This window comes from Arthrobacter sp. 08Y14 (genome assembly GCF_002929455.1).
Taxonomy (GTDB): domain Bacteria; phylum Actinomycetota; class Actinomycetes; order Actinomycetales; family Micrococcaceae; genus Arthrobacter_B; species Arthrobacter_B sunyaminii.
In genome coordinates this window covers 359,019-382,416 of sequence record NZ_PJIX01000002.1, presented here as the reverse complement: position 1 = coordinate 382,416, position 23,398 = coordinate 359,019, and the positions used below count along the sequence as shown (strand labels likewise).

The 23,398-nt window shown below is 64.4% G+C and carries 22 protein-coding genes; 11 read left to right on the top strand and 11 right to left on the bottom strand.

Annotated elements, in window-relative coordinates:
• The first annotated feature begins 1 nt into the window (after position 1).
• The 3 genes from CXR03_RS08350 to CXR03_RS08340 all read left to right on the top strand — a co-directional run bounded on the left by CXR03_RS08350 (position 2) and on the right by CXR03_RS08340 (position 3,765).
• Positions 2–1,699, top strand: a complete 1,698-nt coding sequence (locus CXR03_RS08350; protein WP_104103297.1) for an ABC transporter ATP-binding protein — start codon at positions 2–4, stop codon at positions 1,697–1,699.
• Between the two features lie 35 nt (positions 1,700–1,734).
• A complete protein-coding gene (locus tag CXR03_RS08345) occupies positions 1,735–2,964 on the top strand; it encodes an acyl-CoA dehydrogenase family protein (RefSeq protein ID WP_104103295.1) in 1,230 nt (409 codons plus the stop codon).
• A 267-nt stretch (positions 2,965–3,231) separates the two neighbouring features.
• Positions 3,232–3,765, top strand: coding sequence for a CarD family transcriptional regulator (locus CXR03_RS08340; protein ID WP_104103294.1), 534 nt, complete (start codon positions 3,232–3,234; stop codon positions 3,763–3,765).
• Here the strand turns inward: CXR03_RS08340 and CXR03_RS08335 are convergent.
• The 4 genes from CXR03_RS08335 to CXR03_RS08320 all read right to left on the bottom strand — a co-directional run bounded on the left by CXR03_RS08335 (position 3,762) and on the right by CXR03_RS08320 (position 7,039).
• Positions 3,762–4,430: a TetR/AcrR family transcriptional regulator gene (locus CXR03_RS08335; RefSeq protein WP_104103292.1), complete on the bottom strand. Its 669-nt coding sequence runs from the start codon at positions 4,428–4,430 to the stop codon at positions 3,762–3,764. The genes CXR03_RS08340 and CXR03_RS08335 overlap by 4 nt on opposite strands.
• A 61-nt stretch (positions 4,431–4,491) precedes the next feature.
• Positions 4,492–5,673, bottom strand: a complete 1,182-nt coding sequence (locus CXR03_RS08330; protein WP_104104053.1) for an NAD(P)/FAD-dependent oxidoreductase — start codon at positions 5,671–5,673, stop codon at positions 4,492–4,494.
• Between the two features lie 2 nt (positions 5,674–5,675).
• Positions 5,676–5,870: a ferredoxin gene (locus CXR03_RS08325; RefSeq protein WP_104103291.1), complete on the bottom strand. Its 195-nt coding sequence runs from the start codon at positions 5,868–5,870 to the stop codon at positions 5,676–5,678.
• Positions 5,867–7,039, bottom strand: coding sequence for a cytochrome P450 (locus CXR03_RS08320; protein ID WP_104103289.1), 1,173 nt, complete (start codon positions 7,037–7,039; stop codon positions 5,867–5,869). The genes CXR03_RS08325 and CXR03_RS08320 overlap by 4 nt, the downstream gene beginning before the upstream one ends.
• A gap of 299 nt (positions 7,040–7,338) precedes the next feature.
• Here CXR03_RS08320 and CXR03_RS08315 point away from each other — a divergent pair, with 299 nt between their 5' ends.
• From CXR03_RS08315 to CXR03_RS08285, 7 genes are all read left to right on the top strand, one after another.
• Entirely contained in the window at positions 7,339–8,361 is a 1,023-nt protein-coding gene (locus tag CXR03_RS08315) for a phosphotriesterase (RefSeq protein ID WP_258073556.1), read from the top strand.
• Between the two features lie 77 nt (positions 8,362–8,438).
• Positions 8,439–9,392, top strand: a complete 954-nt coding sequence (locus CXR03_RS08310; protein WP_104103288.1) for an aryldialkylphosphatase — start codon at positions 8,439–8,441, stop codon at positions 9,390–9,392.
• 77 nt (positions 9,393–9,469) lie between these two features.
• Entirely contained in the window at positions 9,470–10,588 is a 1,119-nt protein-coding gene (locus CXR03_RS08305; protein ID WP_104103286.1) for an NAD(P)/FAD-dependent oxidoreductase, read from the top strand.
• 25 nt (positions 10,589–10,613) lie between these two features.
• The gene (locus CXR03_RS08300) at positions 10,614–11,540 is read left to right on the top strand and encodes an alpha/beta hydrolase (RefSeq protein WP_104103285.1); all 927 of its coding nucleotides are present in this window, start codon (positions 10,614–10,616) and stop codon (positions 11,538–11,540) included.
• Positions 11,537–12,475, top strand: a complete 939-nt coding sequence (locus CXR03_RS08295) for an MBL fold metallo-hydrolase (RefSeq protein WP_104103283.1) — start codon at positions 11,537–11,539, stop codon at positions 12,473–12,475. Before CXR03_RS08300 ends, CXR03_RS08295 begins: the two co-directional genes overlap by 4 nt.
• A gap of 16 nt (positions 12,476–12,491) precedes the next feature.
• Entirely contained in the window at positions 12,492–14,234 is a 1,743-nt protein-coding gene (locus CXR03_RS08290; protein ID WP_104103282.1) for a CocE/NonD family hydrolase, read from the top strand.
• Between the two features lie 91 nt (positions 14,235–14,325).
• Positions 14,326–15,582 (top strand): type I phosphomannose isomerase catalytic subunit, encoded by a 1,257-nt coding sequence (locus CXR03_RS08285; protein WP_104103280.1) that lies wholly within the window; start codon positions 14,326–14,328, stop codon positions 15,580–15,582.
• 79 nt (positions 15,583–15,661) lie between these two features.
• Here CXR03_RS08285 and CXR03_RS08280 read toward each other — a convergent pair whose 3' ends face one another.
• A complete protein-coding gene (locus tag CXR03_RS08280; RefSeq protein WP_104103278.1) occupies positions 15,662–17,437 on the bottom strand; it encodes a glycerol-3-phosphate dehydrogenase/oxidase in 1,776 nt (591 codons plus the stop codon).
• Positions 17,438–17,550: 113 nt separating this feature from the next.
• Between CXR03_RS08280 and CXR03_RS08275 the strand changes: the two genes are divergently transcribed.
• Complete coding sequence (locus tag CXR03_RS08275) at positions 17,551–18,549, top strand: sugar-binding transcriptional regulator (RefSeq protein ID WP_258073616.1); 999 nt, start codon at positions 17,551–17,553, stop codon at positions 18,547–18,549.
• A gap of 64 nt (positions 18,550–18,613) precedes the next feature.
• Here the strand turns inward: CXR03_RS08275 and CXR03_RS08270 are convergent, their stop codons facing one another.
• The 6 genes from CXR03_RS08270 to CXR03_RS08245 form a co-directional block, all read right to left on the bottom strand.
• Positions 18,614–19,324, bottom strand: a complete 711-nt coding sequence (locus CXR03_RS08270; RefSeq protein WP_104054479.1) for a hypothetical protein — start codon at positions 19,322–19,324, stop codon at positions 18,614–18,616.
• On the bottom strand, positions 19,321–20,226 hold the full coding sequence (locus tag CXR03_RS08265) for an ABC transporter ATP-binding protein (RefSeq protein ID WP_104103277.1): 906 nt from the start codon (positions 20,224–20,226) through the stop codon (positions 19,321–19,323). The genes CXR03_RS08270 and CXR03_RS08265 overlap by 4 nt, the downstream gene beginning before the upstream one ends.
• Positions 20,223–20,585, bottom strand: coding sequence for a GntR family transcriptional regulator (locus CXR03_RS08260; protein WP_104054855.1), 363 nt, complete (start codon positions 20,583–20,585; stop codon positions 20,223–20,225). The genes CXR03_RS08265 and CXR03_RS08260 overlap by 4 nt, the downstream gene beginning before the upstream one ends.
• A gap of 53 nt (positions 20,586–20,638) precedes the next feature.
• Positions 20,639–21,454, bottom strand: a complete 816-nt coding sequence (locus CXR03_RS08255) for an SDR family NAD(P)-dependent oxidoreductase (RefSeq protein WP_104104050.1) — start codon at positions 21,452–21,454, stop codon at positions 20,639–20,641.
• Positions 21,455–21,459: 5 nt separating this feature from the next.
• Positions 21,460–22,287, bottom strand: a complete 828-nt coding sequence (locus CXR03_RS08250; RefSeq protein ID WP_104103275.1) for an SDR family NAD(P)-dependent oxidoreductase — start codon at positions 22,285–22,287, stop codon at positions 21,460–21,462.
• A gap of 119 nt (positions 22,288–22,406) precedes the next feature.
• A complete protein-coding gene (locus tag CXR03_RS08245) occupies positions 22,407–23,375 on the bottom strand; it encodes a bile acid:sodium symporter family protein (RefSeq protein WP_104104049.1) in 969 nt (322 codons plus the stop codon).
• Positions 23,376–23,398: the final 23 nt, after the last annotated feature.

Here is a 23,398-nt window from a genome sequence, read left to right as displayed (position 1 = left end):
CATGACACCGCACATCCCGCAGCAGCCGCTGCTCGCCATCGACAACCTGAGTGTTTCCTTCTCCACGGCGCGGGGCAGCATTGACGTTGTCCGTGATGTTTCGCTGGCCCTTGCCCCCGGGAAGGCGCTGGCCCTGGTGGGGGAATCCGGGTCCGGCAAAACCGTCACGGCCCGCACCCTCGTGGGACTCAATGCGCCCAACGCCCGGGTATCCGCGGACCGCTTGGACGTGCTCGGGCACGATGCAGCCCGGCTTTCCGAGCGGCAGTGGCGCAGGCTGCGGGGAAAGCACATCGGCTATGTCCTCCAGGATGCCCTCGTGTCCCTGGATCCCCTGCGCACGGTCGGCCGGGAAATCGACGAAGCCCTCCGCGCCCACGGTGTCCATGGACGGGAGGAGCGCCAGGAACGGGTTCTTGCTGCCCTGCGCGCCGCCGGCATCACCGATCCCGAGGTCCGGGCGCGGCAGCGCTCCGGTGAACTCTCCGGCGGTCTGCGGCAGCGCGCGCTGATTGCGCAGGCCACCGTACTCAATCCGCAGCTGGTGATTGCCGATGAACCAACCACCGCGCTGGATGCCACCGTCCAGGCCCAGATCCTCGAACTGCTGGAGGGTCTGAAGGAACAGGGCCGCGGGCTGATCTTCATCTCCCATGACCTTGCCGTGGTTAGCCGGCTCGCCGATGAAATCGCCGTGATGCAGCACGGACGGATAGTCGAGTCGGGGCGGGCGGCGCAAGTGCTGGGCAACCCGCGCCACGAGTACACCCGACAGCTGATCGATGCCGTTCCCTCCGGCCGCGGCAAGGGCACCCGGCTCTCGTCCCTGCCCCCGCAAGTGAAGTCCGCAGGCCCGGCACGGGCCTCGGCTTTCTCCGCGGAGGCTCCGGCACTCGAAGCCCGCAACCTGGTCAAGGCCTATGTGTCTCCGGACGGCTCCTCCCGCACAGTGGTCAACAATGTCTCCTTTACACTGCCGGCCGGCAAAACCCTGGGCATCGTGGGTGAGTCCGGATCGGGGAAGTCGACGACGGCGCGCATCGCCCTGGGACTTACGGAACCGGATGCGGGGACGGTCCGGCTCGGCGGACTGCCGTGGGCCGGGAACGTCCAGGGGACGCCGGCCTCTGAAGAGATACGGCGTCCGCACCGGCGGGACATCCAGTTGGTGAACCAGGACCCGCTGAGCTCCTTTGATCCGCGCTTCAGCGTGGAGCGGGTGATTACCGACGCCTTGGAGGCCGGGGGCGCCGGCACTCCCGGTGAACGCCGGGACCGTGCCGCGGAACTGCTCGGTCAGGTTGGGCTGCCCCTGGACCTGATTCGCCGGCAGCCACTCACCCTCTCCGGCGGGCAGCGCCAGCGCGTGGCCATAGCCCGCGCCCTTGCACTCCAGCCCCGCGTGCTGCTGCTCGACGAACCGGTATCCGCGCTGGATGTGTCCATCCAGGCACAGGTCCTGGATCTCCTCGCGGATCTGCAGGAACAGCATGGCCTGAGCTATCTGTTCATCAGTCATGATCTCGGCGTAATCCACCATGTGAGCGACGACGTCCTGGTGATGAAGGACGGCTGTGTCATGGAATCCGGCAGCGCCTCATCGCTTTTCAACTTTCCGACAACCAACTACACCAAGGCCCTGCTCGCTGCCGTGCCCCAGATGCCCCGGCGGCTTTCCGCCACCGACCTGCACGCCTGAATCCCGCTACAGACCTCCCCGAAAGGACCCTTTTCATGACCACCGAGATTTTGGCTTCCCCCGCCCGCGGCTATGCGGAACTGGCGGCCCGGTTCCGCCCGCTGTTTGCCGACATCGCCCGGGGTGCAGCCCGGCGGGAGAGCGGACGCATCCTGCTGCACGATGAGGTCCGCCGCCTTGCCGAAGCGGGCTTCACATCCCTGCGGGTTCCCTCCGTACTCGGCGGCGGAGGTGTGTCCGCCCCGGACTTCTTCCGGCTGCTCATTGAGTTGGCTGCGGCGGAATCGAATCTGGCCCAGGCCCTGCGCTGCCACATCGCCTTCGTGGAAGACCTGCTGTACGCCAACAACACGAAGTGGCTGCGCCGGATCGCAGACGGAGCGGTGGTGGGCAATGCCTGGACCGAAAGCGGGCCGGTTCCCGTGGGCGGGGTCAGCACCACCATCACGGTGGACGGAGCGGGTTACCGGGTTAACGGCACCAAGTCCTACACGACGGGAAGCCTGTACGCGGACTGGATCCAGACGGGCGCCCGCACAGCCGAGGGCATGGACGTCATAGCCCTGGTCCACCGCGATAATCCGGGCGTTGAGGTGATCGATGACTGGGACGGTTTTGGCCAGCGGCTAACCGCCAGCGGAACGTCGGTCTTCACCAATGTGTTCGTCCCCGCTGGCGACGTCATCACGGAGGCGGCGCATCCGCCGTACAGCACCGGCGTATACCAGCTCATCCATGTGGCGACCCTTGCCGGCATAGCCCGTGCGGCACTCGGGGACGTGGTCTCCGAAGTGCGCAAGAGGACCAGGACCTTCAGCAACGGAAACGGCACCCGGCCCAGCGCGGATATCCAGGTGCAGCAGGTGGTGGGGGAAGTATCAGCGCTGGCGTTCTCTGCCGAAGCAGCTTCCCTCCGGGTGGCCGAACTGGTGCAGGAAGCCTACGAGGCGCAGCTCCAATCGTCGCGCACGCTCGCAGACGCCGCGGTCACGGCCGTGGAGTTCGCCTCTTCGCAGGCGCAGATTGTGGTGACCGAGCAGGTCCAGCGGGCGGCCTCCCTTCTCTTCAATGCCCTCGGTGCCTCTTCAACCCGGCAGGAACTGCAGCTGGACCGGCATTGGCGCAATGCCCGGACCATTTCCTCCCATAATCCGGTCATCTACAAGTCACGGATCGTGGGCGACTGGGAAATCAACGGTACGGTACCCGACTTCGTGTGGCGGGCGGGTGAGGCTCCCGCTCCTGCCTCCGCCTCTGCCCGGTGACAAGCGTGCTCCTGCCGGCCCGTCCGGCAGGAGCTCTTTAGTGCAGCCGCATCAGGGATTTAGGTGCAGCGGCCCGCACTTGTTCCCCGGGACTCGGCAGAAGGGGTGGGGGTCGGCGTAAAATGGAGGCAGTGCCAGGCTCGCGGATGTGGGCGGCTCCGTCCGTACGGTTCAGCTGCATCTGCGCTTTCAGATTTGTTTGCCGCTACTCTCCCGGTGAACCGTTGAAACAATCGTCCCGCTGACTGATGACACCGGTTTGGGGCATTGAGCCGGGCCTTCAGCTTCTGCCGGAGGTGCCAATTGTCATTTTCCAAAGGTCAGGTTCTGGTTCATCCCCATCACGGCCCAGCAGTGGTCAGCTCTTTTCAAATCCATCCGCGTCTGCAGAAGGACTGCATGGTCCTGGAAGTGCAGGCCTCCCATCTGATGGTCTGGGTTCCCCTGGATCAGATTGAGCGTGTGGGCCTGCGGCCCGTCCTGGACCAAACCGGTCTCGACACGCTGTTTTCGGTCCTGCGGAGCCCGGCTGACGAGGAGGATCACCAGTGGTCCCGGCGGTTTAAGGACAATACCGAAAAACTGGCCACGGGTGACCCCCTGGTGATTGCCGCCGTCGTGCGCAATCTGATGCTGCGAAACAACTCGCACGGGCTTTCCCAGGCGGAACGGGAAATGCTGCGCCATGCACGGCAGCCGCTGTTGACGGAAGTTTCGCTGGCACTTGCTATTACGGAGCAGGCAGCATCGGACATGATTGACGCCGTGTGGTGCGCTGCCACCGAACCTGAGGCGTCCTAAGGCGTATCAGGATTCTTCGGGCCGGACGCCCGGGGATTCATGTGTTCGGAGGACTCGTCGCCGCACAGTAGGTGGTGCCAGCTGCCGGCAAGCACCTCGAGGGCATGGTCCCGGTTCGGCTCCAGCCTGCGGCGGGTCCAAAGCGTAGCCACGTAATCCAGCTGCGTATACGCAAGGGTTCCTCGGATGTGCCGGGTCTCCGCCGGAAACCGGCCCGCGTGCTCCATGCCGCGGACCATGTCCGAAATAACCTCTTCGTTCCAGGCCTCAAGCATGGATCGAACCTCGGGATCCACGGCTGCCGCATCGCTCAGCACATCCAGGTAGGGGCGGAACACCGGCCACAGAGCAGCGCGTGATTCAATCCAGGCAAGGATGCCCGGCAGCTTCCCCGCCCGGACGACGTCGACCAGCTCTGTTGCAGTCGAAGGCCGCCCGGGGCCGTTGGTGCGGTCCAGCACGGCGTTCACCCGCGCCATGAACTCCTTCATCAGGTCGGTGCGCGAAGGGTAATAGGCATAGAACGTCACCCTTGTGGTGCCGGCTGCTGCAGCGATCTCGTCGATGGTGGTTGCGGCATATCCCTTGGCGGTAAACAGCTCCAGGGCGCGTTCAACAATGGTGTCGCGGGTCAGCTGCTTCTGGGCTTCTCGCAGTGACGGCATGGAATAAACCCTAACAGTCACCGGGGATGAAACCCGTCACAGCGCACCGGCCCATCCCCCGTCAGAGGCCTGCAGGAACTGCTGAACGCAGCGCTCCGGGCCCGGCCTGTGCAAATCTGCGGAGCTTCGGCACCGGAATGCGGTAGTTCAGGGCGACTGCCGTCCCGCCGTTGAGGCCGTGATCCCACCGCAGCAGCACGGAGGTATCTGCTTTGCCCGGCTCTGCATAGTCCGGGGGGCCGGACACCGGCGTGAACCCGGCCGCTTTCAGGGACAATCCGAATCCCTCGGTCCAGAAGTACGGTGTCAGGTCCAGCTCCGGCGCCTCATCCCCGTTCAGCAGAGCACCCGCTGCTGCCTTGGCAGAGTCGATGGCACTGGTCCACAGCGGAACCCGCAGCTGTCCGCGGCGGGTAGGAAATGAGCTCACGTCACCCGCGGCAACGATATTGGGCCGCAGGCGGCCCCTCGAGTCTGCCTGCAGCTGCCCGTCAACCAGCAGACCTGATCCCGCCAGCCACTGAACGTTGGGCGCATCGCCGATGGCCGTGACCACCATTTCGGCATCGAGCACGGCGCCGTCAGCGAGGAGAACACGCACACCGTCTTGGGTGCGGGCAATCCGAGCCTCGCCGCCGGCCACAATCTGAAGCCCCCTGGAGATTGCGGCCGCTGCAAAGATGTCCGACAAATGAGTTCCCAGTTGCCGGGAGAGCGGAGGCACATCGGCGACGAGCGTCACCGCGCAGCCGGACCCCAAACATCCCGAAGCCACTTCCATTCCCAGCGGACCGCCGCCAATGACAATCACCGAGGGACGTGCCGCAACGCGCCGCTTGAGCTCCACCGCATCCTCAATGGTTCGCAGGGTTAGCTCCCGGCCGGAGCCTTCCTCCGCCGGGGAAGGCGGGGTCAGGCGCCGTGCCCGGGAGCCGGAGGCGATCACCAAACCGTCATAGGGCAGTTCACCGCCTCCGTCGAGGTGGACCATCCCGCGTTCGACGTCGAGGCCCGCGGCACTGTGCCCGAGCAGCTCCACTGCACCGTGCGTCGGTTCCGGCAGTTCATGGGCGCCGAGATCAGCGTTCACCTGCAACAGCGCTTTGGACAGGGCTGGCCGGCTGTAGGGCTGGTGCGACTCGGCACCGACCACGGTCAGCTCCCCGTCAAACCCTCCGGCGCGCAGAGAATCGCAGGCCGTCAGCCCGGCGATGCCGTTGCCCACAACAACAACGCGCCGCATGATCACGGCACCGCCAGCCGCAGGGCGGCCACAGGACAGACGCGTGCGGCGGCCTTTGCACGTTCAACGTCGGAGGCCTCAACGTCGGGCACGTCGATGATCAGTTCACCGTCGTCGTCCAGGTGCATCAGGCTCGGCGCAGCTTCCTCGCAGAGGCCATGACCTTCACAGCGGGGGCGGTCCAGCTCGATCCTCATGCCGCCACCACATCTACAATGCGCAGGGTCTCGTGGCTCATGGTGATGTTGCTCGGTACCCGGACCTCTTCGGCAATCGTCATCGTCTTGACGCTGCGCGCCAGGGCTCCGAGGACGGCGTGCCCTTCCAGCCTGGCCAGCCCCTGCCCTGCACAGCCGTGCGGACCGTACCCGAAGGAGAGGTGATCCACGGGGTTGCGGCTCACGTCAAAGGTGTCCGGATCAACGTAGTGGCGCGGGTCGCGATTGCCGGCACCGAAAAGGATGCCCGCTTGGGACCCTGCCGGCACCGTGACGCCGTCCATCTCCACCTCGCGGGTTGTAGTGCGGCCCCAAACATGGATCGGCGGCCAGTAGCGCAGCACCTCGGCAAAAGCCGAAGGCACCAAATCCGGGTTTTCCCGCACCCGTTCCAACTGCTCGGGGTGGCGGCCAAACAGGGCAATGATGTTTCCGATCGAGGCGATGGTGGTGTCCACCCCCGCGCCAAGGTACTGGTGGATGATGTGCCCGGCAGAGCCAGGCGGAATATCTCCCCGGGTCTCGGCATCGAAAATTCCGCGACCAATCGAGCCGAGTACCAGGTCCTCGGCTGTGACCGAGGAGCACCAGCCGTAGAGCTCCCCGGCGATGGGGAAATTTTCCTGGGTGCGCTGGTTCAGCGGCCCCAGAACCTGCATCGCCGCCTGACCCCAGCGCAGCATGTTCTCCTTCACCGTCCCCTTAAAGCCAATCAGGTCCGCCACAATCTCGAGCGGGAAGGCACGGGCCAGGGCGTCCACCGCTTCGAAACTTCCACCGGCCGCGAGTTCGCGAACCAGCCGGTCAGCTTTCTCATCGATGGTCACCTTGAGTCCGCGCAGCGCACGCGGCGTGAGGTTTGCTGACAGCGTGGCACGCAGTTGGGTATGCAGCGGCGGATCCGATGCCAGGGACGTGCCCTGCAGCGCTTCATTCACCATCGGGTTGAATCCCAGGGATGTGGAAGAGAAAGTCTCCGGGTCGGCAAGTGCCGTACGGATCGTGTCATAGCGCGTGAGAACGTACAGATCGTTCTTCGGCAGGTAGACAACTCCGCCCTGCTCCCGCAGTGCCTCATAGGCCGGATAGGGATCGAGGAGGACGTCGTCGTCCCACAGGTCAACAGCCGATTCGGTGGGTGTAGCCACAATGCTCTCCTAGCGAGTATTGGCCCTCGGTGCCGAAACGCGGAAGAAGCGTTGCCGGTCCCAAAGGGGATTGATGATCCAGCCTGCAGTAACGTTTACACTGTGTCAAGGATCACAACGCGTCACCCACTTTAATGTCACTGGAACCAAAAATTCGGTTGCGACGGAATGAATGTTTATTTGACACGGTGTAAAGCTTCCTGTGATGCTTGGCACAGACACTGAAGTGACGGCCGTCTCTATCCGCCGCATTTGCCCATTTCCGAGCAACAAATTTCCGAGCTTCAAAGGAGAGGCCAGTGAGCCAACCCGCAGGCATTGACGCCCCCACTATGTCCGCCCATTCCACTCCAGGCACCGCGACGGTCAACACCGTCCTCGGCCCGGTTCCCGCGGATGCCCTCGGGGTAGTCGCAATCCATGAAGCGCTGTTGTCCGTGGTTCCAGGCGCCGAGTACGCGTTTGACGTAAGCATGGACCGGGCAGAGATATTCGAGATCCTCGCGGGCAAACTCACTGACTTCCGCGAGGCCGGCGGAAACACCATCGTGGACAGCACCGGCATGTTCCACGGCCGGGACCTGCCGCTCTGCGAAGCACTGTCCAGATCCACCGGTGTGCACATTATTGCCTCCACCGGAATGGGCCCGGAGGAGATGCTCGGAGGTTATTTCCTGACGCCGCAGACCAACCCGCCCACTCCCTGGCCGGCAGAGAAGTTTGCCGACCTGTTCACCAGGGAAGTGACCGAAGGAATGGTGGTTCCCCGAGTTGAACGCCGGGCAGCCGCCGGACTCGTGACCACCACGGCCGACCGCGCGGGCATGACGCCCACGGAGGAAAGCCTGTTCCGCGGCGCCGCCCGCACCGGCCGCAATACCGGCATCCCCGTTTCCATTCGCTTCGGTGCTGACGCCCTGCGTGAGCTCGGCGTCGTCCTGGACGAGGGCCTTCGGCCCGGCCGTGTACTCGTTGGCGGGCTGGACCGCAGCGACGCTGCCGCCGGCGGTGCCGCCGTCGAGGTTGCCCGGCTGGGAGTGTATGCGGGACTGGACCACGTTGGCCTAAACGACGACGACGCTTACCTGGATGACGGCGCCCGCGTTGCACTGGTGGTGGACCTTATCCGTGCCGGCCACCGGGACCGGATTCTGCTCTCCAGCAACGCCATCGGTGTTGCCAAGGGACAGCCGGACTATGACCTGCCGTTCAGTTATCTGCTGTCCACCTTCGTCCCCCTGCTTGCGTCGGCGGGCGTCAGCGACGAAGACATCCGGCACATCCTCGTGGACAACCCGCGGGAACTGCTGTCCCGGCGCTGATTCAGCTCCGGCGCCGGGACTGCCAGCGCCGGCCACGCCATCCACTGCGCATTTTTTCTTTCCTGAAGGTGAAGGTTATGTCGAGAGTTAACACCGTGCTGGGAACCATCCCGGCCGAAGAACTGGGTTTGGTCGCCATCCACGAGCACATTGGCTATGGAATGCCCGGCTCCGAGCTGGACACCAAATGGTGGAAGACGCCGGAGGAACGGTACGGGGAAACGGTGCCGAAGCTGCGCCGCTTCCACGAATACGGCGGCGGCACCTTTGTGGATGCCACAGGCATCTGCAACGGCCGGGACATTGATTACTACAAGTCACTGTCCACCAAGACCGGCGTCCACATTGTGGCCTGCACCGGATTTGTCGGCGGGGACACGGCACTGCCGCACTTCGCCCGAGCCACCGTTGACTATCTCGCACAGCACTTTGTTTCCGAGATCACTGTCGGCATCGGCAACACCGGCAGCAAGGCCGGCGTGATCAAGGTGGGCGTGAGCCGCGGCGGACGCATGACCAAACTCGACAAGCGGATCTACCGCGCCGCAGCCCGTGCCGCCGTCGTCACCAGCGTGCCCATCCTGACCCACCTGGCCATTGATCCGCAACCTGCCATCGACATTTTTGCCGAGGAAGGCCTGCCCCTGGACCGGGTCCTGTTTGGCCATGCCGACGACGGCCTCAACGCCGCAGATACCCCCAGCGAATGGATCATGAGCCAGGGCGGACGCATCGGCTTCGATACCTTCGGCTACGAGACCGAATTGGAAGATCCGCCGTTCTGGGCCCGACCCCGCAAGGACCGCCTCGACCACTTCCTGGACCTGGTGGAAAAGGGACATCTCGGGCAGCTCCTGGCCTCCGCGGACGCGAACTGCAGCCCACTGGGCTGGCCGGGAGTCAAAGGACACACCGTCAACTACATCTTCGAAGACCTGATCCCCGACCTAAGGAAGGCCGGCATCGACGAAGCAGCGATCAGAACGCTGTTCGTGGACAACCCGGCAGCGTTCCTGTCCATCACCGTTTGACCCTGCCGAATCCGGCAGGCACTACAGACCACGCCACGGTGCAGAGCCGCGCCGGACAAAGAGAGAGCTGAAAAATCATGCGAATCGAAGACTTCAAGAACCTGCACATTGCCATTGTCGGCGGAGGCTACGGCGGAGCGGCATCCGCCATTGCCCTGAAGAGCATCGGCGCGGAAAACGTCCACGTTTACGAGCAGGCCCCGGCCTTCGGGCAGGTTGGCGCCGGAATCGGCCTGCGGCCAACCACCGTGGAACTGTTTCGCCAGTGGGGCATTTTCGATGCCATTGCAGCTGTGAGCGCACCCAGCGACCGCCTGGAGATTGTCACCGCCGACGGCAAGATGGTCCTGGCCCAGGAGGAATGGCCGGAACTGCACGGCTTCGCGCAGACCAACCACACGCGCATCATCCACCGCGGCGACTTCATCGAGGCCCTCTTTGGCGCCCTTCCCCCGAAAATGGTGCACCTCGGGTACCAGCTCAACGGCATCACCGACCACGGGAACACTTCCACGCTCACCTTTGAAAACGGCGAGAGTGTCACCGCCGATCTGGTCATCGGTGCCGACGGTATCCGCTCCCTGGTCCGCAAGCAGCTCTTCACGGACAAGGCACCGGTGTTCGCTGGCGAGCATGCCTACCGCACAGTGATTTCACTGGACGATACCTTTGACCTGGTGACGGACGACAACCCCCGCTTCTACATCGCCTCCAACGGGACCGTGGCCTACAACCTGCCGCTGCGCCACCGGAACCAGGTTTCCTATGACATCACCGCGCGCTCCGAGGACGATACTTGGGCACCGATCATCACCAATGACTACCTCGTTGCGCTGCTGGAGGGCTTCGACCAGCGGATCCTGGACATTGCCCGCACCCTGGACATCAGCAAGGTCACCAGCCGCTCCGTCTATGACATTGACCCCGTGGACCTCTGGCACACCGATTCCGTAACGCTCCTGGGCGACTCCGCCCACGCCATGCTCCATCACCAGGGCCAGGGCGCCAACTCTGCAATCCAGGACGCCGGCGCACTGGCCAACGCGCTGCTGGAGGCCGACTCCGTTCCGGCCGCGCTCGCCCTGTTCCAGGCCAACCGCAAGCCGCTCACCGATGAACTGCAGCGGCTCTCCCGTCTGGGCTGGACCCCGGAATCCGCAGAAGTTGCGTTCCCCGAACAGTCCGCCGCCAAGTAACAACGCAAGACTGCAAGGAAAAGCTATGACCATTCATCCCGAAATTGCCAAGATCCTCGCGACGCTGCCGGCCCCGCCGGAGGGGCCGCTCAACCCCGGGGCCATGCGTGCCGGTGAGGCAGCCCAGGTTCCTCCGCCCGAGGACAGGATTCCTCTGCACCGCGTCGAGGACAGCACCGCGGCCACGTCTGCCGGCGACGTCCCCATCCGGATCTACACCCCGGCGGACGCGGACGCCTACGGGCTGCTCGTGTACTTCCACGGCGGCGCCTTCTTCCTGGGCAGCGTGGACACCCACGACCACGTGGCCCGATCGCTGGCAAAGGAGACCGGCTGCAAGGTGATCTCCGTGGACTACCGCCTGGCACCTGAAGCAGCCTTCCCCGCCGGGCTTCAGGACTGCTATGGCGTGCTCCGCTGGGCAGCAGAACAAGGCGAAAGCCTGCGTTGGAACGGGCGGACCCTGGCCGTCGCCGGTGACAGCTCCGGCGGCACTTACGCGGCTGCAGTCACAGCCATGGCCAAGGACGACGGCTTTACCGGCATCACCCACCAGGTGCTGTTCTATCCGTCGCTGGATCTGGACTTCGACATCGACCGCTACGCCTCGATGCGGGAGAACGCCGAAGGGTACGGCCTGGAAACTGCGGGCCTCAAGCCGTTCAACGCGTTTTATCTGGACAGCGGCGCGGACCCCGCAGATCCGCTGGTCTCCCCCATCAAGCGGAAGGACCTCGCCGGGCTCCCTCCGGCCCTCATCATCACCGCAGAGCACGACCCGCTGCGCGACGAAGGCGAACTGTACGGGGCACAGCTTTTGGAGGCCGGGGTGGACGCGGTGGTGACGCGCTATCACGGTGCCAACCACGGGTTCGTGGCGAACTTCTCCTGGATTCCGGAGTTTTACCAGGCATTCAAGCAGACCGGCGACTTCCTGCACGGCGCCCGATGACGTCCAAGGCAACTGTTCATCCCCTGATCTCTCCGTGGGGCAGGTTCGGTCTCTACAGCTATTTCATTGATGCGCCCGAACCCGCCATTGTCGACACCGGCATTGCCTCGTCGCCGCTGGAGGGCATGATTCCCGCGCTGGAACAGATGGGGCGCAGCATTGACGAGGTCCGCTGGATCCTGCTGACCCACGGCCACATCGACCATCTGGGCGGAGCAAGGGCCCTGTGGGAGCTCACCGGCGGCAAGGCGAAGGTGGTCATCCACGAGGCGGACGCGCCGCTGCTGCGCTCGCGTCAGGCGCACGTGGAGGAGTACGTCCACGGCCGTCACCGGTACCTGAACGCGCCCGACGGCGTGGAGCAGCAGGCCAGCTCCGCCCAGGCCGTGATTTCCGGCGAGATGGAACCGGATGTGCTGCTGCGCGGCGGGGAAACACTGGCCCTCGGCGGAGACGTGCGGGTACAGGTGCATTCCGTTCCGGGCCACACGGCGGGGTCCGTGGCGTACCAGCTGGACGGTGCCGTCTTCGTGGGCGACGCCGTGCAGATTCACGGTGCCGCCAACCGGTTCCCCGGTTACACGGATCCGGCCGCGTACCGTTCCAGCCTCCTGTACCTCCGGGATGAGGTCCGGCCGGAACGCCTGTACCTGGGCCACCCGTACCGCGGAGCGGACGGTGAGCCCTACGGCGTCGAACTTGATGCGGCGCAGGCACGGCGCGCACTGGACCAGTCCCTGGCGCTGGAAGCACGGATCCGGGCCAGCGTCACCGGGGCGCTCGATGCCGGGCTGGAAGAAACCGGTTCGGTTTACTCGCCCTTCGAAAAGGTCGCCGCGGAGCTCGGCTACACCGCCGAGCCCACGCTTGAGCCCTCGCCCTTCTTCACTACCCTCGACGGCTACCGCAGCCGGTACACCCAGCAGATTTCCTAGAGGAGCCGCACCACTCATGGCCACTTTCCAGACGATTAATGCCGGCGGAATGCCCATCACGGTCCAGAAGGACCTGCGCGTTCCGATGCGCGACGGCGTCGAACTTGCCGCAGACGCCTACCAGGGCGCCGGGGACAAACCGCGCCCGGCGCTGGTTGCGCTGAGCCCGTACGGCAAGGAACTGCAGGCCATGGCACTGACCATGCCGCCGCAGCGCCGGCCCAGCCCCATGTGGGACGGCTGTATCGAGGCCGGGGACATAGCCAGGATCGTGAAGGAAGACTATGTCCACGTCATCGGCGACCTGCGCGGTTCCGGCGACTCCGGCGGCGAGCACATCGGCAACTACAACGCCGGCGGGGTCTCCCTGGGCCAGGACGCGTACGACTTCATCGAGTGGGTGGCCGCGCAGCCCTGGTGCGACGGCAACGTGGGAATGGTCGGCATCTCTTACTTCGGCTCCATGCAGGTCCTTGCCGCCGCCGAACGCCCGCCGCATCTCAAAGCGATCTTCGTCTCCGGCGGCCACTATGACTTCTACGAGACCACCTACCACGGCGGTGTCATGTGGTTCATGCCGCGCGCCGCCCGCGAAGGACGCGGCGGTGACTCCGGCTGGGCTTTCACGGACCGGGTCAAGTCCCGCATGCTGGAGAAGCACTCACCCGGCGAGATCGAGAAACTGGTCGCGGCACGCCTGCAGGATCCGGACGTGGCTGCCTGGCCCAACCTGGTGCACGTGCTGAACTATCCCGTGCACCACGAGGTGTGGTTCGACATCGTCATGAACGAGCTCGACGGCGACTGGTACGAGGAACGCAACCCCATCAACCTCGCGGCTAACATCGATATTCCGGTGTACCTGCAGATCGATCAGGGCCGCGGCTGGACCATGGACGGCACCATCGAGCTGTTCGATACGCTTCAGGGCCCCAAGAAGCTGGACATCGGTCCGTACCCGCCCATGCAGTCGCGGCCCTTTATCGAGGAGCACGACAAGATGTTCCGGTGGTACGACTACTGGATCAAGGGCATCGATAACGGCATCATGGATGAGCCGGCTGTCACCGTCTTCGTGGAGGGTTCACGGGAGCACGCGACCGGTGAACAGTGGCCGCCGAAGGACGTGGAATATCGTCCTCTGTACCTGCGGCCGCGGCGGAAGCTTTCGCCCGAACCCGAACCCATGGGTACCGAATATGCCGCTCCGGACGGCTTCTATCAGGCCCCGCTGACGGTCACGGACAGGGTCGAGATCCTGGACTGGGGCACGGACGTGTTCGAGGAAGACACCGAGCTGATCGGCACCGGCGCCGCCCACATCTTCGTGGAAATCGACCAGGAGGACACCAACTTCATCCTGCGCCTGTGGGACCACGCACCCAACGGCAAGCGGCAGCTGGTCACCACCGGCTATCTGAAGGCGTCCCACCGGGAGCTTGACGGGGACCGGACCACCGAGGGCAACCCGTACCACCCCCACACCCGTGCCGTTCCGGTGGAACCGGGTGCTGTCGAAGAGTACGTGGTGCGCCTCTATCCGTTTGCCACCACGTTCCGGCCAGGGCACCGCCTGGTGGTGGAGCTGTCCAATGACGAGCCGCTGGCGGACGAGCATAACGCCCTGCTGCCGCCGGATTCCTTCCACCTGCCCGTTGGCCGCCCCGTGACGCACAAGATCTACCGGGACGCCGAGCACCCGTCGCGTCTTGTGCTGCCCTTCACCACCGGCGGCACCACCGGCACGTCGGGTCCCTAACCGAGGCTGAACATTCGCTTGGCACAGTTTTCCCGCTGGAGTTCCAACAGGAAAACTGTGCCTCGCTGCGGTGCCTGAAGGTGCTGGATCGATGGGCAGCCTCACAGGATGCCTCCTCCGGATCGGGGTTTACTCTGCTGCTGCAGTGCCTACAATTAAAAAGATCAGATATTTCCACGGCGGACCCTCCGATCCCCCGTCCCTCCGTCTCTGGTCCATTTTGGTGATGCAAGTGACTGTAGTGCGTACCGATTCCGCCGTCTCAAAGTCCCTCACACCTGCTCATCGGTCTCCGCCGCTTCCTTCCCGCGGTTTGCTCATTGAATGGGATCCCGCGACCTTTCGGCAAACGCTCGAACAATTTGCCGGAGACCGGTCGCTTCCGGTCCCCCGCCCTGAAGTCAAAACCGGCTCTCCGTTCCCCTTCAGCCTCCGGGTCCTGGACGCGGATGTTCCGCCTCCGATCATGCTGCACCCGCATTGGGAGCAGGCGCTGACCGGTTTCATACGGGAGCAGGCCCGGGGCGTGCCCCTGAACGCCCGAAACCGTCACTACAAGGACCGCAACCCGAAATGTGAGGTGGCGGTAGCCCTCACTCCCCTGCGCGTGCTTGCCGGAGAACGGAGCATCGAGGAACTTGAGGCCATCGCGTCCGGGCTGGAACTACCTTGGCTGCGTTCCTACCTTTCCTTCCGCCATGAGACTGCCGTCCATTCCGTTCTGCGCATGTCGCCAGACGAAACCACATCTGCCCTGCGGGAAACAGCCGAGGCGGTGGAGCGATGCCGGTCCGTTGACGGACCGGCTGCAGAGGCGGTCGCCACAGTGCGCCGCCTGCAGCAGCTCTTCCCGCACGACCGCGGCATCCTGCTGGCCATCTGCATGAAACTGATCCAGCTAAATCCCGGGGAGGCAACCGTGATCCCTCCCGGATGCCTGCATACCTATCTGTCCGGCCAGGCTGTGGTGGTTATGGGCATCTCCGATAATGCGTTGCACGCCGCCCTCACCACGGAGCAGGTGGACCTCACCGAATTGCTGCAGCTGATAAGCACCGGACAGCCGCAGCCTTCTGCCCTGCCCGTACTCGAGCTCGGTGACGGCCAGCAGCGCATACCGCTGTGGAGCGACGACCTGGACCTGCGACGGGTGGTTGTGGGGAAAGATCCAAAGCCCGTCAATGTGGGGCCGTTCAGCGTTGTGCTGGCTGCTATGGATCCCGCCTCCATCACCGTGGAGGAGGTCACGGCTGAAATGCTTCCCGAAACAAAGATCCTGTACGCCGGGGCGCCCGTGACGGCCACCTTCACCGGCCCGTCCCAGGTCTTCGTGGCGTCGGCACTCTAGCTGCGGCGCCCGGCAGACAACAGCAGAGGGAGGACACCAATGGTGTCCTCCCTCTGCTGTTTGAAATTTTCGTGGGTGCTTAGGCTACCGGCACACCAATCTTCATACCGTGCATGTTCACCAGCAGGTCGCGTGTCGCCTGCACCTGGGTCCGGGCTTCTTCCTCATCCCAGCCCAGCTGGGGAGCAAGCAGCTCCGCCAGCTCGTTGAGCATCTCCTCGGTCACCAGGCCGCGGAAGGCCAGTGACGTGCGGCGGATCAGGATGTCGGACAGACGGGTGATCTGCTCGTTTTCCACCATGTAAGTGAGTTCACGGGTACTCAGCTCGGGAGTGGAGGCCAGCAGCTGGTCTCCACCCTTCGCCAGGAACTCGAGAACATCGGTGGCGCGGGTTCCGTAGCGGGTCAGCAGTACGCGGACGCGGTCGCGGTCGGCAACCTCGCTGGCTGTGCGGTTGACCCACAGGCGCTCTTCCGCTTCGGTGCGCGGGAAGCCCTTGCCGCCGCCGATCTGAAGCTCCGACGTCGTCGTCTTCCGCGGCATGCCCAGTGCGGTCATGGCTTCGGAAGCAAGGTTTTCGGAGAGGGCGCGGAACGTGGTCCACTTGCCGCCCACGAGAGACAGGGTGGTGACGTTCTTGCCGGCGCGGCGGTCCATGCGCTTTTCGATGCGGTAGTCGCGGGAGACGAAGCCGGGCTGCGTGTCATCGTGCTTGGGCAGCGGACGGACACCCGAGAAGGTGTACACGATGTGGTCGCGGCGCACGTCGATGGTCGGGAACACATGCGCAACGAGTTCGAAGAAGTACTCGATTTCCTCATCGGTGCAGACCGAGTCCTCGGTGATGTCGGCGTCGATGTCCGTAGTGCCCACCAGTACGCGGTCACCCATCGGGTAGATGAGGACAATGCGGCCGTCGGTGTGCTCGAAGAACAGTTCGCGGCCGTTGCAGGCTTCAAGCAGTTCCGGGTGGTCCAGGACGATGTGTGAGCCCTTGGTGCCGCCCATGAAGGAGGTGCGCTCGCCGAAGGAGTCGTTGGTTTCGTCCACCCAGGCACCGGTGGCGTTGATGACGACGTCGGCTTCGAACAGGAATTCTTCGCCCGTCAGTTCGTCGCGCAGCAGCGTTCCGGCGTCCGTGGTGCCCACGGCCGAGACGTAGTTGCTGGCACGGGACTGCGGATTGGCTTCGAGTCCGTCGCGCAGCACGTCCAGGGTGAGGCGCTCGGGGTTGTGGACGGAGGCGTCGAAGTACGTGGCGGTGTACTTGACGTCGGAACGCAGCTTGGGCAGTTCCTGCAGGGACTTCTTCTTGCCGACAAAGTTGTGGCGCGGAGCCACGCGGCCGCCGCGGGAGAAGAAGTCGTACATCAGCAGGCCGGCTTTGATGAGCACGGCGCCGCGCTCGGTGTGCTTGCCCTGCTTGTGCGTCAGGAAGCGCAGCGGGGCCGCGGTGATGCCTGAGAAGGTGCTGGTGATCGGGATGGTGGTCTGCAGCGGCTTTACATAGTGCGGGGCCAGTCGGAGCAGCGCATTGCGCTCGACGACGGACTCATGCACGAGCCGGAACTCGCCGTTTTCCAGGTAGCGGATGCCGCCGTGGATCATGTGGGATGAGGCACCGGAAGCGCCCTGGCAGTAGTCCCCGCGTTCCACGAGTGCTACGTCCACTCCCTGCAGCGACAGGTCACGGAACGTGCCTACGCCATTGATGCCGCCGCCCACGATCAGCACTGAGGCCCGGGGGCGGTCCTTCAGCTGCTGCACCACCGGACGGACGGCGGTTTTTCCCTTGTTGGGGTTCACGGAATTGTCCACGACTATCTCCAAACGCTTCTGTGGCGGCTTTGCCATATCCATCCATGCTCGAAGCCTGAGGGCCCAGGCATCGAGCCGATGCACAAACGTGCACCCTGACATAATGGATACATGAGGTTCTTTGCGGATTGGGTGGACAACAAGTGAACATTGGTGTCACCAAGCGTTCCGCTGCACGGCACGGGGAGGGTTTTACCCCTCAGGCGGAACGCGACCGGGACGCCCTGCGGGCGGCACAGATGTACTACCTGCAGAACCTGACCATGGAAGCCATCGCCCGCGAACTGCGGATCTCGCGCTCCACTGTTTCCCGCCTGCTCTCGCATGCCCGGAGCACCGGACTGGTGGAGATCAAGATCAACAGTGCTGCGGACCGGGCTCCGGCGCTGGAGAAGGAAATCAGTTCCCGCTTCGGAATCCACGCCAAGGTGGTGCCCGTGGCGGAGGGGGTTTCCCCCGCCCAGATTCTGCAGCGTGTTGCCGTTCAAGCCGCCCACCACATCAATCCCCTGATTGATTCTGACGCCATCGTGGGTGTTGCCTGGGGCTCCACATTGACCGCCGTCAGCCAGCATCTGGGCGTCAAGGACACCCATGACAGCACAGTTGTGCAGATGAATGGTGCCGGCAATTTCCGCACCTCGGGCATCACCTATGCCAGTGAAATCCTGCAGCGCTTCGGCCATGCCTACGGCGCACGCGTGGTGCAGTTCCCGGTGCCCGCGTTCTTCGACCACACGGAGACCAAGGAAGCCATGTGGCGCGAACGTCCCGTGAAGCGCGTGCTGGATCTGCAGGCCCGGATGAACATCGCCATCTTCGGAGTCGGTTCCATGGAGGCGGGCGTTCCAAGCCACGTTTACAATGGCGCCTACCTCGATGAAGAGGATCTGGAGGATCTGATGGCCGAAGGCGTGGTGGGCGACGTCGCCACCATGTTCTACCGCGTGGACGGCACCTGGGACGGTATCAGCCTCAACGCCCGCAGCACCGGCCCGGAGCTGGGCCAGCTGCGGCAGGTCCCGCGCCGCATCTGCGTGGTGGCCGGGGAAGCCAAGACCACCAGCCTGCTGGGGGCGCTGAGCGCCGGCCTGGTGACGGATCTGATCCTGGATGAAAATTCTGCCCGCCGGCTGGCCTCCTGCTGAACGGATGCGTCTGGCCGGTCCGGTGACAATGGGTCCGGATCCGCCCGGGACTCCAGTGTGCCCGTCAGCGCACAGTGGCCGGCCGCAGCAGCAGCCAGGTTCCGGTGGCGGAGAGCACGACCGCACCGATGGCTGCGGCAGCAAGCCACCAGAGGTGGAAGGCGGCGGCAATTGCTGCCGCCTGGGGCACGAGGATGATTACCGCCACCGCCAGTATGAGGACGACGCCGCCTGCGAGGAGTTGAGGGCCGAGAGCGCCGAAGCGTACCCACGCAGCGGCGAAGACTCCTCCGATGGTAAGTGTGGCAAGTACTCCCAAGAAGACGATCGGCAGCAGGCGCAGTGTGTCGCCGCCGCCGAGGACGTAGATATCGAAGATGTAGAAGCCGGCAAACCAGTGGTTTGTGGCGATCTCGATGGCATTGAGCGCAGCCAGGATCAGGGCGACGTAGGCGGCGGTGAGTGCGTTCCAGATGATGGTGCCGGCGACGAATGACCGCCTGGATGCCCCGAGAGCCAACGCGAACGGGAACGTTGTTCCAACACTGGCAACACCGAGATAGCAGAAGAAACCCACCAGTGCGTAGACAATTCCGGGATTGCTCTGGGAGCCCTGGATCCACGCCTCGCTGCCCGGTTGGCTACCGGAACGCCAGAAGATCAGTGCGGTGAGCACGGAGATGATGGCGACTGACCCGGCGATGGTCAGTGGCACAACGAAGGTTTCCGTCCGCCGGTTGAGGTGGATTTTGACGGTTGAGACGACGGCGCTCATGCGTGCGCCCCTTTCCTGGTGCGAATCGGTTGCGGTGCATCTGCCCCGAATGCTGCGACGAGTTCCTGGAGGGTAGCCGGCGAAACGGTTGCTCCGAGTGAGCGCGCCTGGGTTCGGAGATCGTCGTCGGCGGTCCCGCTGACGGTGACCGATTTCAGGTTGCCGACTGTGTGCGAGAGGAGAAGGACCCTGCCTTCTGAGAGCCGCTCGACAGCGTCTGCGGTCCCGCTCAGGGTAAAGGCAAGGCTGGATGTCTCGTCGCTGTCGCAATCGGCTCGCACCCGGCCCCGGTCAACGATCACAACACGGTCAAAGAGAGCTTCGGATTCTTCGATGAGGTGGGTAGACAGGATGACCGTGCGGGGGTGCTCCGTGTAGTCCCGGAGAAGCATGTTGTGAAAGAACGCCCGGGCTGTGACGTCAAGGCCCAGGTAGGGCTCATCAAGGAGTGTGAGGGGGGCTCGCGAGGCCAGGGCGAGAACAATGGCAACGGAGGAAAGCTGTCCCCGGGAGAATTTCTTGATCGGCGTCCTGTCCGGGATGCGTAATCCCTCCACCAGTTCCGCGGCGAGGCCGGCGTTCCAGTTCGGCGCAAATTCGGGGGCGATGCGCAGGACATGGTGCAACCGGTAGCCGTCGGGATACCGCTGGTTGTCGCGGACAAAGCTGATCTTGGACAGGGCCGCTTCATTCTCAAAGGGGTTCTGTCCAAACACTTCGGCTATGCCTGAGCTCGGCCGGTCCTGGCCGGCGAGAATGGACATGATGGTCGTTTTGCCGGCACCGTTCCGGCCAAGGAGTCCGCAGATGGCGCCCGGCGGAACGGTGAGCGTAATGTCCTCGAGCGCCTTCGAGTGCCCGAAGGTGCGGCTCATGGAGCGGATGTCGATTGCGTTGGTCATGCCGGATCCTGTTCGTCGTCGATCATCGAGTGCAGTTCGGCGGCCGGAATCTCAAGGACCGCGGCTTCGCGAAGAAGCGGCTGCAGGTATTGTTTGCGAAACTCATCACGCCGCCGGGCAAGGAGGACTTTCCGCGCTCCGGTCGCAACAAACATCCCGATGCCCCGTTTTTTGTAGAGCACGCCCAGATCCACGAGCATGTTCACGCCCTTGCTGGCGGTGGCGGGATTCATTTGGTGGAACATGGCGAAGTCGGTGGCCGAAGGCACAGCGGTCTCTTCGGGATAGGTTCCCGCCACGATGTCGTCGGCAATCCTGACAGCAAGCTGCTGGAAGATCGGACCCTCACCTGTGAACATGATCACACCGTAGTCCATTAGTGGACTAATGGACATAGGTACTTAGTGCCGGGTCAGGACTCCAGCATTGCCACGGACCGGTTCCACAACCCCAGTGCCAGCGCTCCGTCCCGGGCCTGGCGGTTCGGGCGCGCCACCTCGCACCGCCGGTAATACTCGCCTGTCGCGTAGTCCTGCCCCGGTACAGCCCCGGCAAGATAGACCAGCGTTCGGGCGCCCTTGTCCGGAGTCAGCACCAGATGCCGCAGGGGTGAATGCCCTGCGGCAGGTGCCACACCGTGCTCCCTTAGGAAATTGGTGGCCACCAGGCCGGGGTGGAAGGTTGTGGAAGTTGCTCCCCGGAGGCGGTAACGGCGGTCAAACTCGCGTGTAAACAGGATCAGTGCGAGTTTGGCTGCCGCATAAGCCCGAAAGGGACGGTACCGCTTTTCCAGCTCCAGATCATCCGGATCGATGCGCCCGAATAAGTTGGCCGCGCTGGAAGTGTTGATCACGGTTCCGCCCGATTCCAGCAGCCGGTCGGTCAGCATCTGGGTGAGCAGGAAGGGCGCCAGGTAGTTCACCTGGAAAGTCCTTTCGTGTCCGTCCTCAGTGATCTGCCGCCTCGAGCCGAACATTGCTCCGGCGTTGTTGGCCAGGACGTCGATGACGCCGCAGTGTGCCAGCAGCTGGAACGCCAGGTTCCGCACAGTGTCCAGCGCGGCGAAATCGGCCACGAGGTACTCGCCGCCGGTGCACCCGGCCACTGCAGCCGTCTTCGACGGCGACCGCCCCACCACCACCACGCGATGACCCTGCCGGGCCAGCTGCCTGGCGGCGGCAGCACCGATACCGTCGCTGGCACCGGTGATCACGATGGTCTTGCGCATCACCCTCAGGACTCCAGCATTGCCACGGACCGGTTCCACAGCCCCAGTGCCAGCGCTCCGTCCCGGGCCTGGCGGTTCGGGCGCGCAACCTTGCACCGCTCAAAGTACTTGCCCGTGGGATAGTCCTCGCCGGGTGTGCCTTCAGCCAGGAACACCAGTGTCCTGGCCCCCTTTTCCGGGCTGGTCAGGAACAGCTTCCCAAGCCGGGTTTGGTAAAGCGCGTGCATGGCGGATCCCCGGACGCCCGAGAAGCCGGAGGCAACGTTGCCCGGATGAAACGCCGTCGAGGTGGCACCGTGTGAGCGGTACCGGCGGTCGAATTCCTCGGTGAACAGGATTTGCTCCAGTTTGCTGTTTCCGTAGGCTCTGCGGGGGTTGTAGTTCTTCTCCGACTCCAGGTCGTCCAGATCCACCCGGGCGAAGAGTCGGTTCGCGATGCTTGAGGTGTTGATGACGGTCCCCCGCGACTCCAGCAACCGGTCCGTCAGCAGGCGGGTGAGCAGGAACGGGGCCAGATAGTTCACCTGGAACGTCATCTCGTGTCCGTCTCCGGTGACCTGCCGCTCCTTGCCGAAGATGGCACCGGCGTTGTTGGCCAGCACATCGATGCGCGGATAACGCTGCAGCAGTTCCGAAGCCAGGTTCCGCACCTGGTTGAGGTCGGCAAAATCAGCCAGCAGAAATTCGCCGCCGGTGTCCTTCGCAACGGCCGCTGTCTTCTCCTGCGAACGTCCCACCACCACAACGTGGTGGCCGTCCGCGGCGAGCCTGCGTGCGGCAGCCGCTCCGACGCCGTCGGACCCGCCGGTGATCACGATGGTCTTGGACGCCATGGGCGCCTGCTTTCCTCGAAGTGCCGGGACGGCATCACCCTAGCGGCTAAGGCACCGCCAACGGTACCCCTGAGCCGGAAGCATCCCCGTTGCTCCCGCACATCCGGACAGGGCCGGGGTCAGCGGGAACTCCTGCTCCGCCAGAAAGCTGCCATCAGGGCACCGGAAACGTTGTGCCACACCGAGAAGACCGCCGCCGGAAGTGCCGCTTCGGGCGTGAAGTACTGCTTTGCCAGTCCGGCTGCCAGTCCGGAGTTCTGCATGCCCACTTCAATGGCCATGGTGCGCCGGGAGGCTACCGGTTGGCGGAAGAGCTTCGCCGCGCCGTAGCCCAGGCCCAGTCCGAGGCCGTTGTGCAGGATGACCGCAAGCAGGATCAGCCACCCTGCGGTGACGATGGCGGCAGCACTTCCAGCCACTACGGCAATCACTACAAACGTAATGGCCAGGACCGAGATCCACGGCAGGACCGGCAGCACACGGTCCACCAGCCGGGGCGCTGCGTAGCGGATCACAAGTCCCAGCACCACGGGAATCAGCACAATCTGGACAATGGACAGGGCCATGGAACCGGCGTCAACCGCCATGTACCGTCCGGCCAGCCACAGCGCCAGCAGCGGCGTCAACAGGGGTGCCAGCAGGGTGGACACCGAGGTCATGGCCACCGACAGGGCAACGTTGCCCCTGGCAAGGTAGGTCACCACGTTGGAAGCTGTACCGCCGGGCGCGCACCCTACGAGGATCACGCCGGCTGCCAGTTCAGGACTCAGCTGCAGTGCCCAGGCGATTCCGGCTCCCAGCAGCGGCATGATCACAAACTGGGCGACGACGCCGAGGAGCACGGGCAGGGGCTGCCGTACCACCAGCGCAAAGTCCGGCAGGGTCAGGGTCAGGCCCATGCCGAACATAATGAGCATCAAGCCCGGATTGATAAACGCGGAGAGACCGGTGAAAGGCTCCGGGAAAAAGAGGGCCACCGCTCCCCCGGCAAGGATGAGCAGGGGAAAGACCGTGACCGCCACGCGCGCACTGCGCTCTTCGCCGGTCCGGGTTTGCTGGGGGGCTGGGGTGCCGGTATTCGCAGACATGCCCATATGGTGGCACTGCCGGC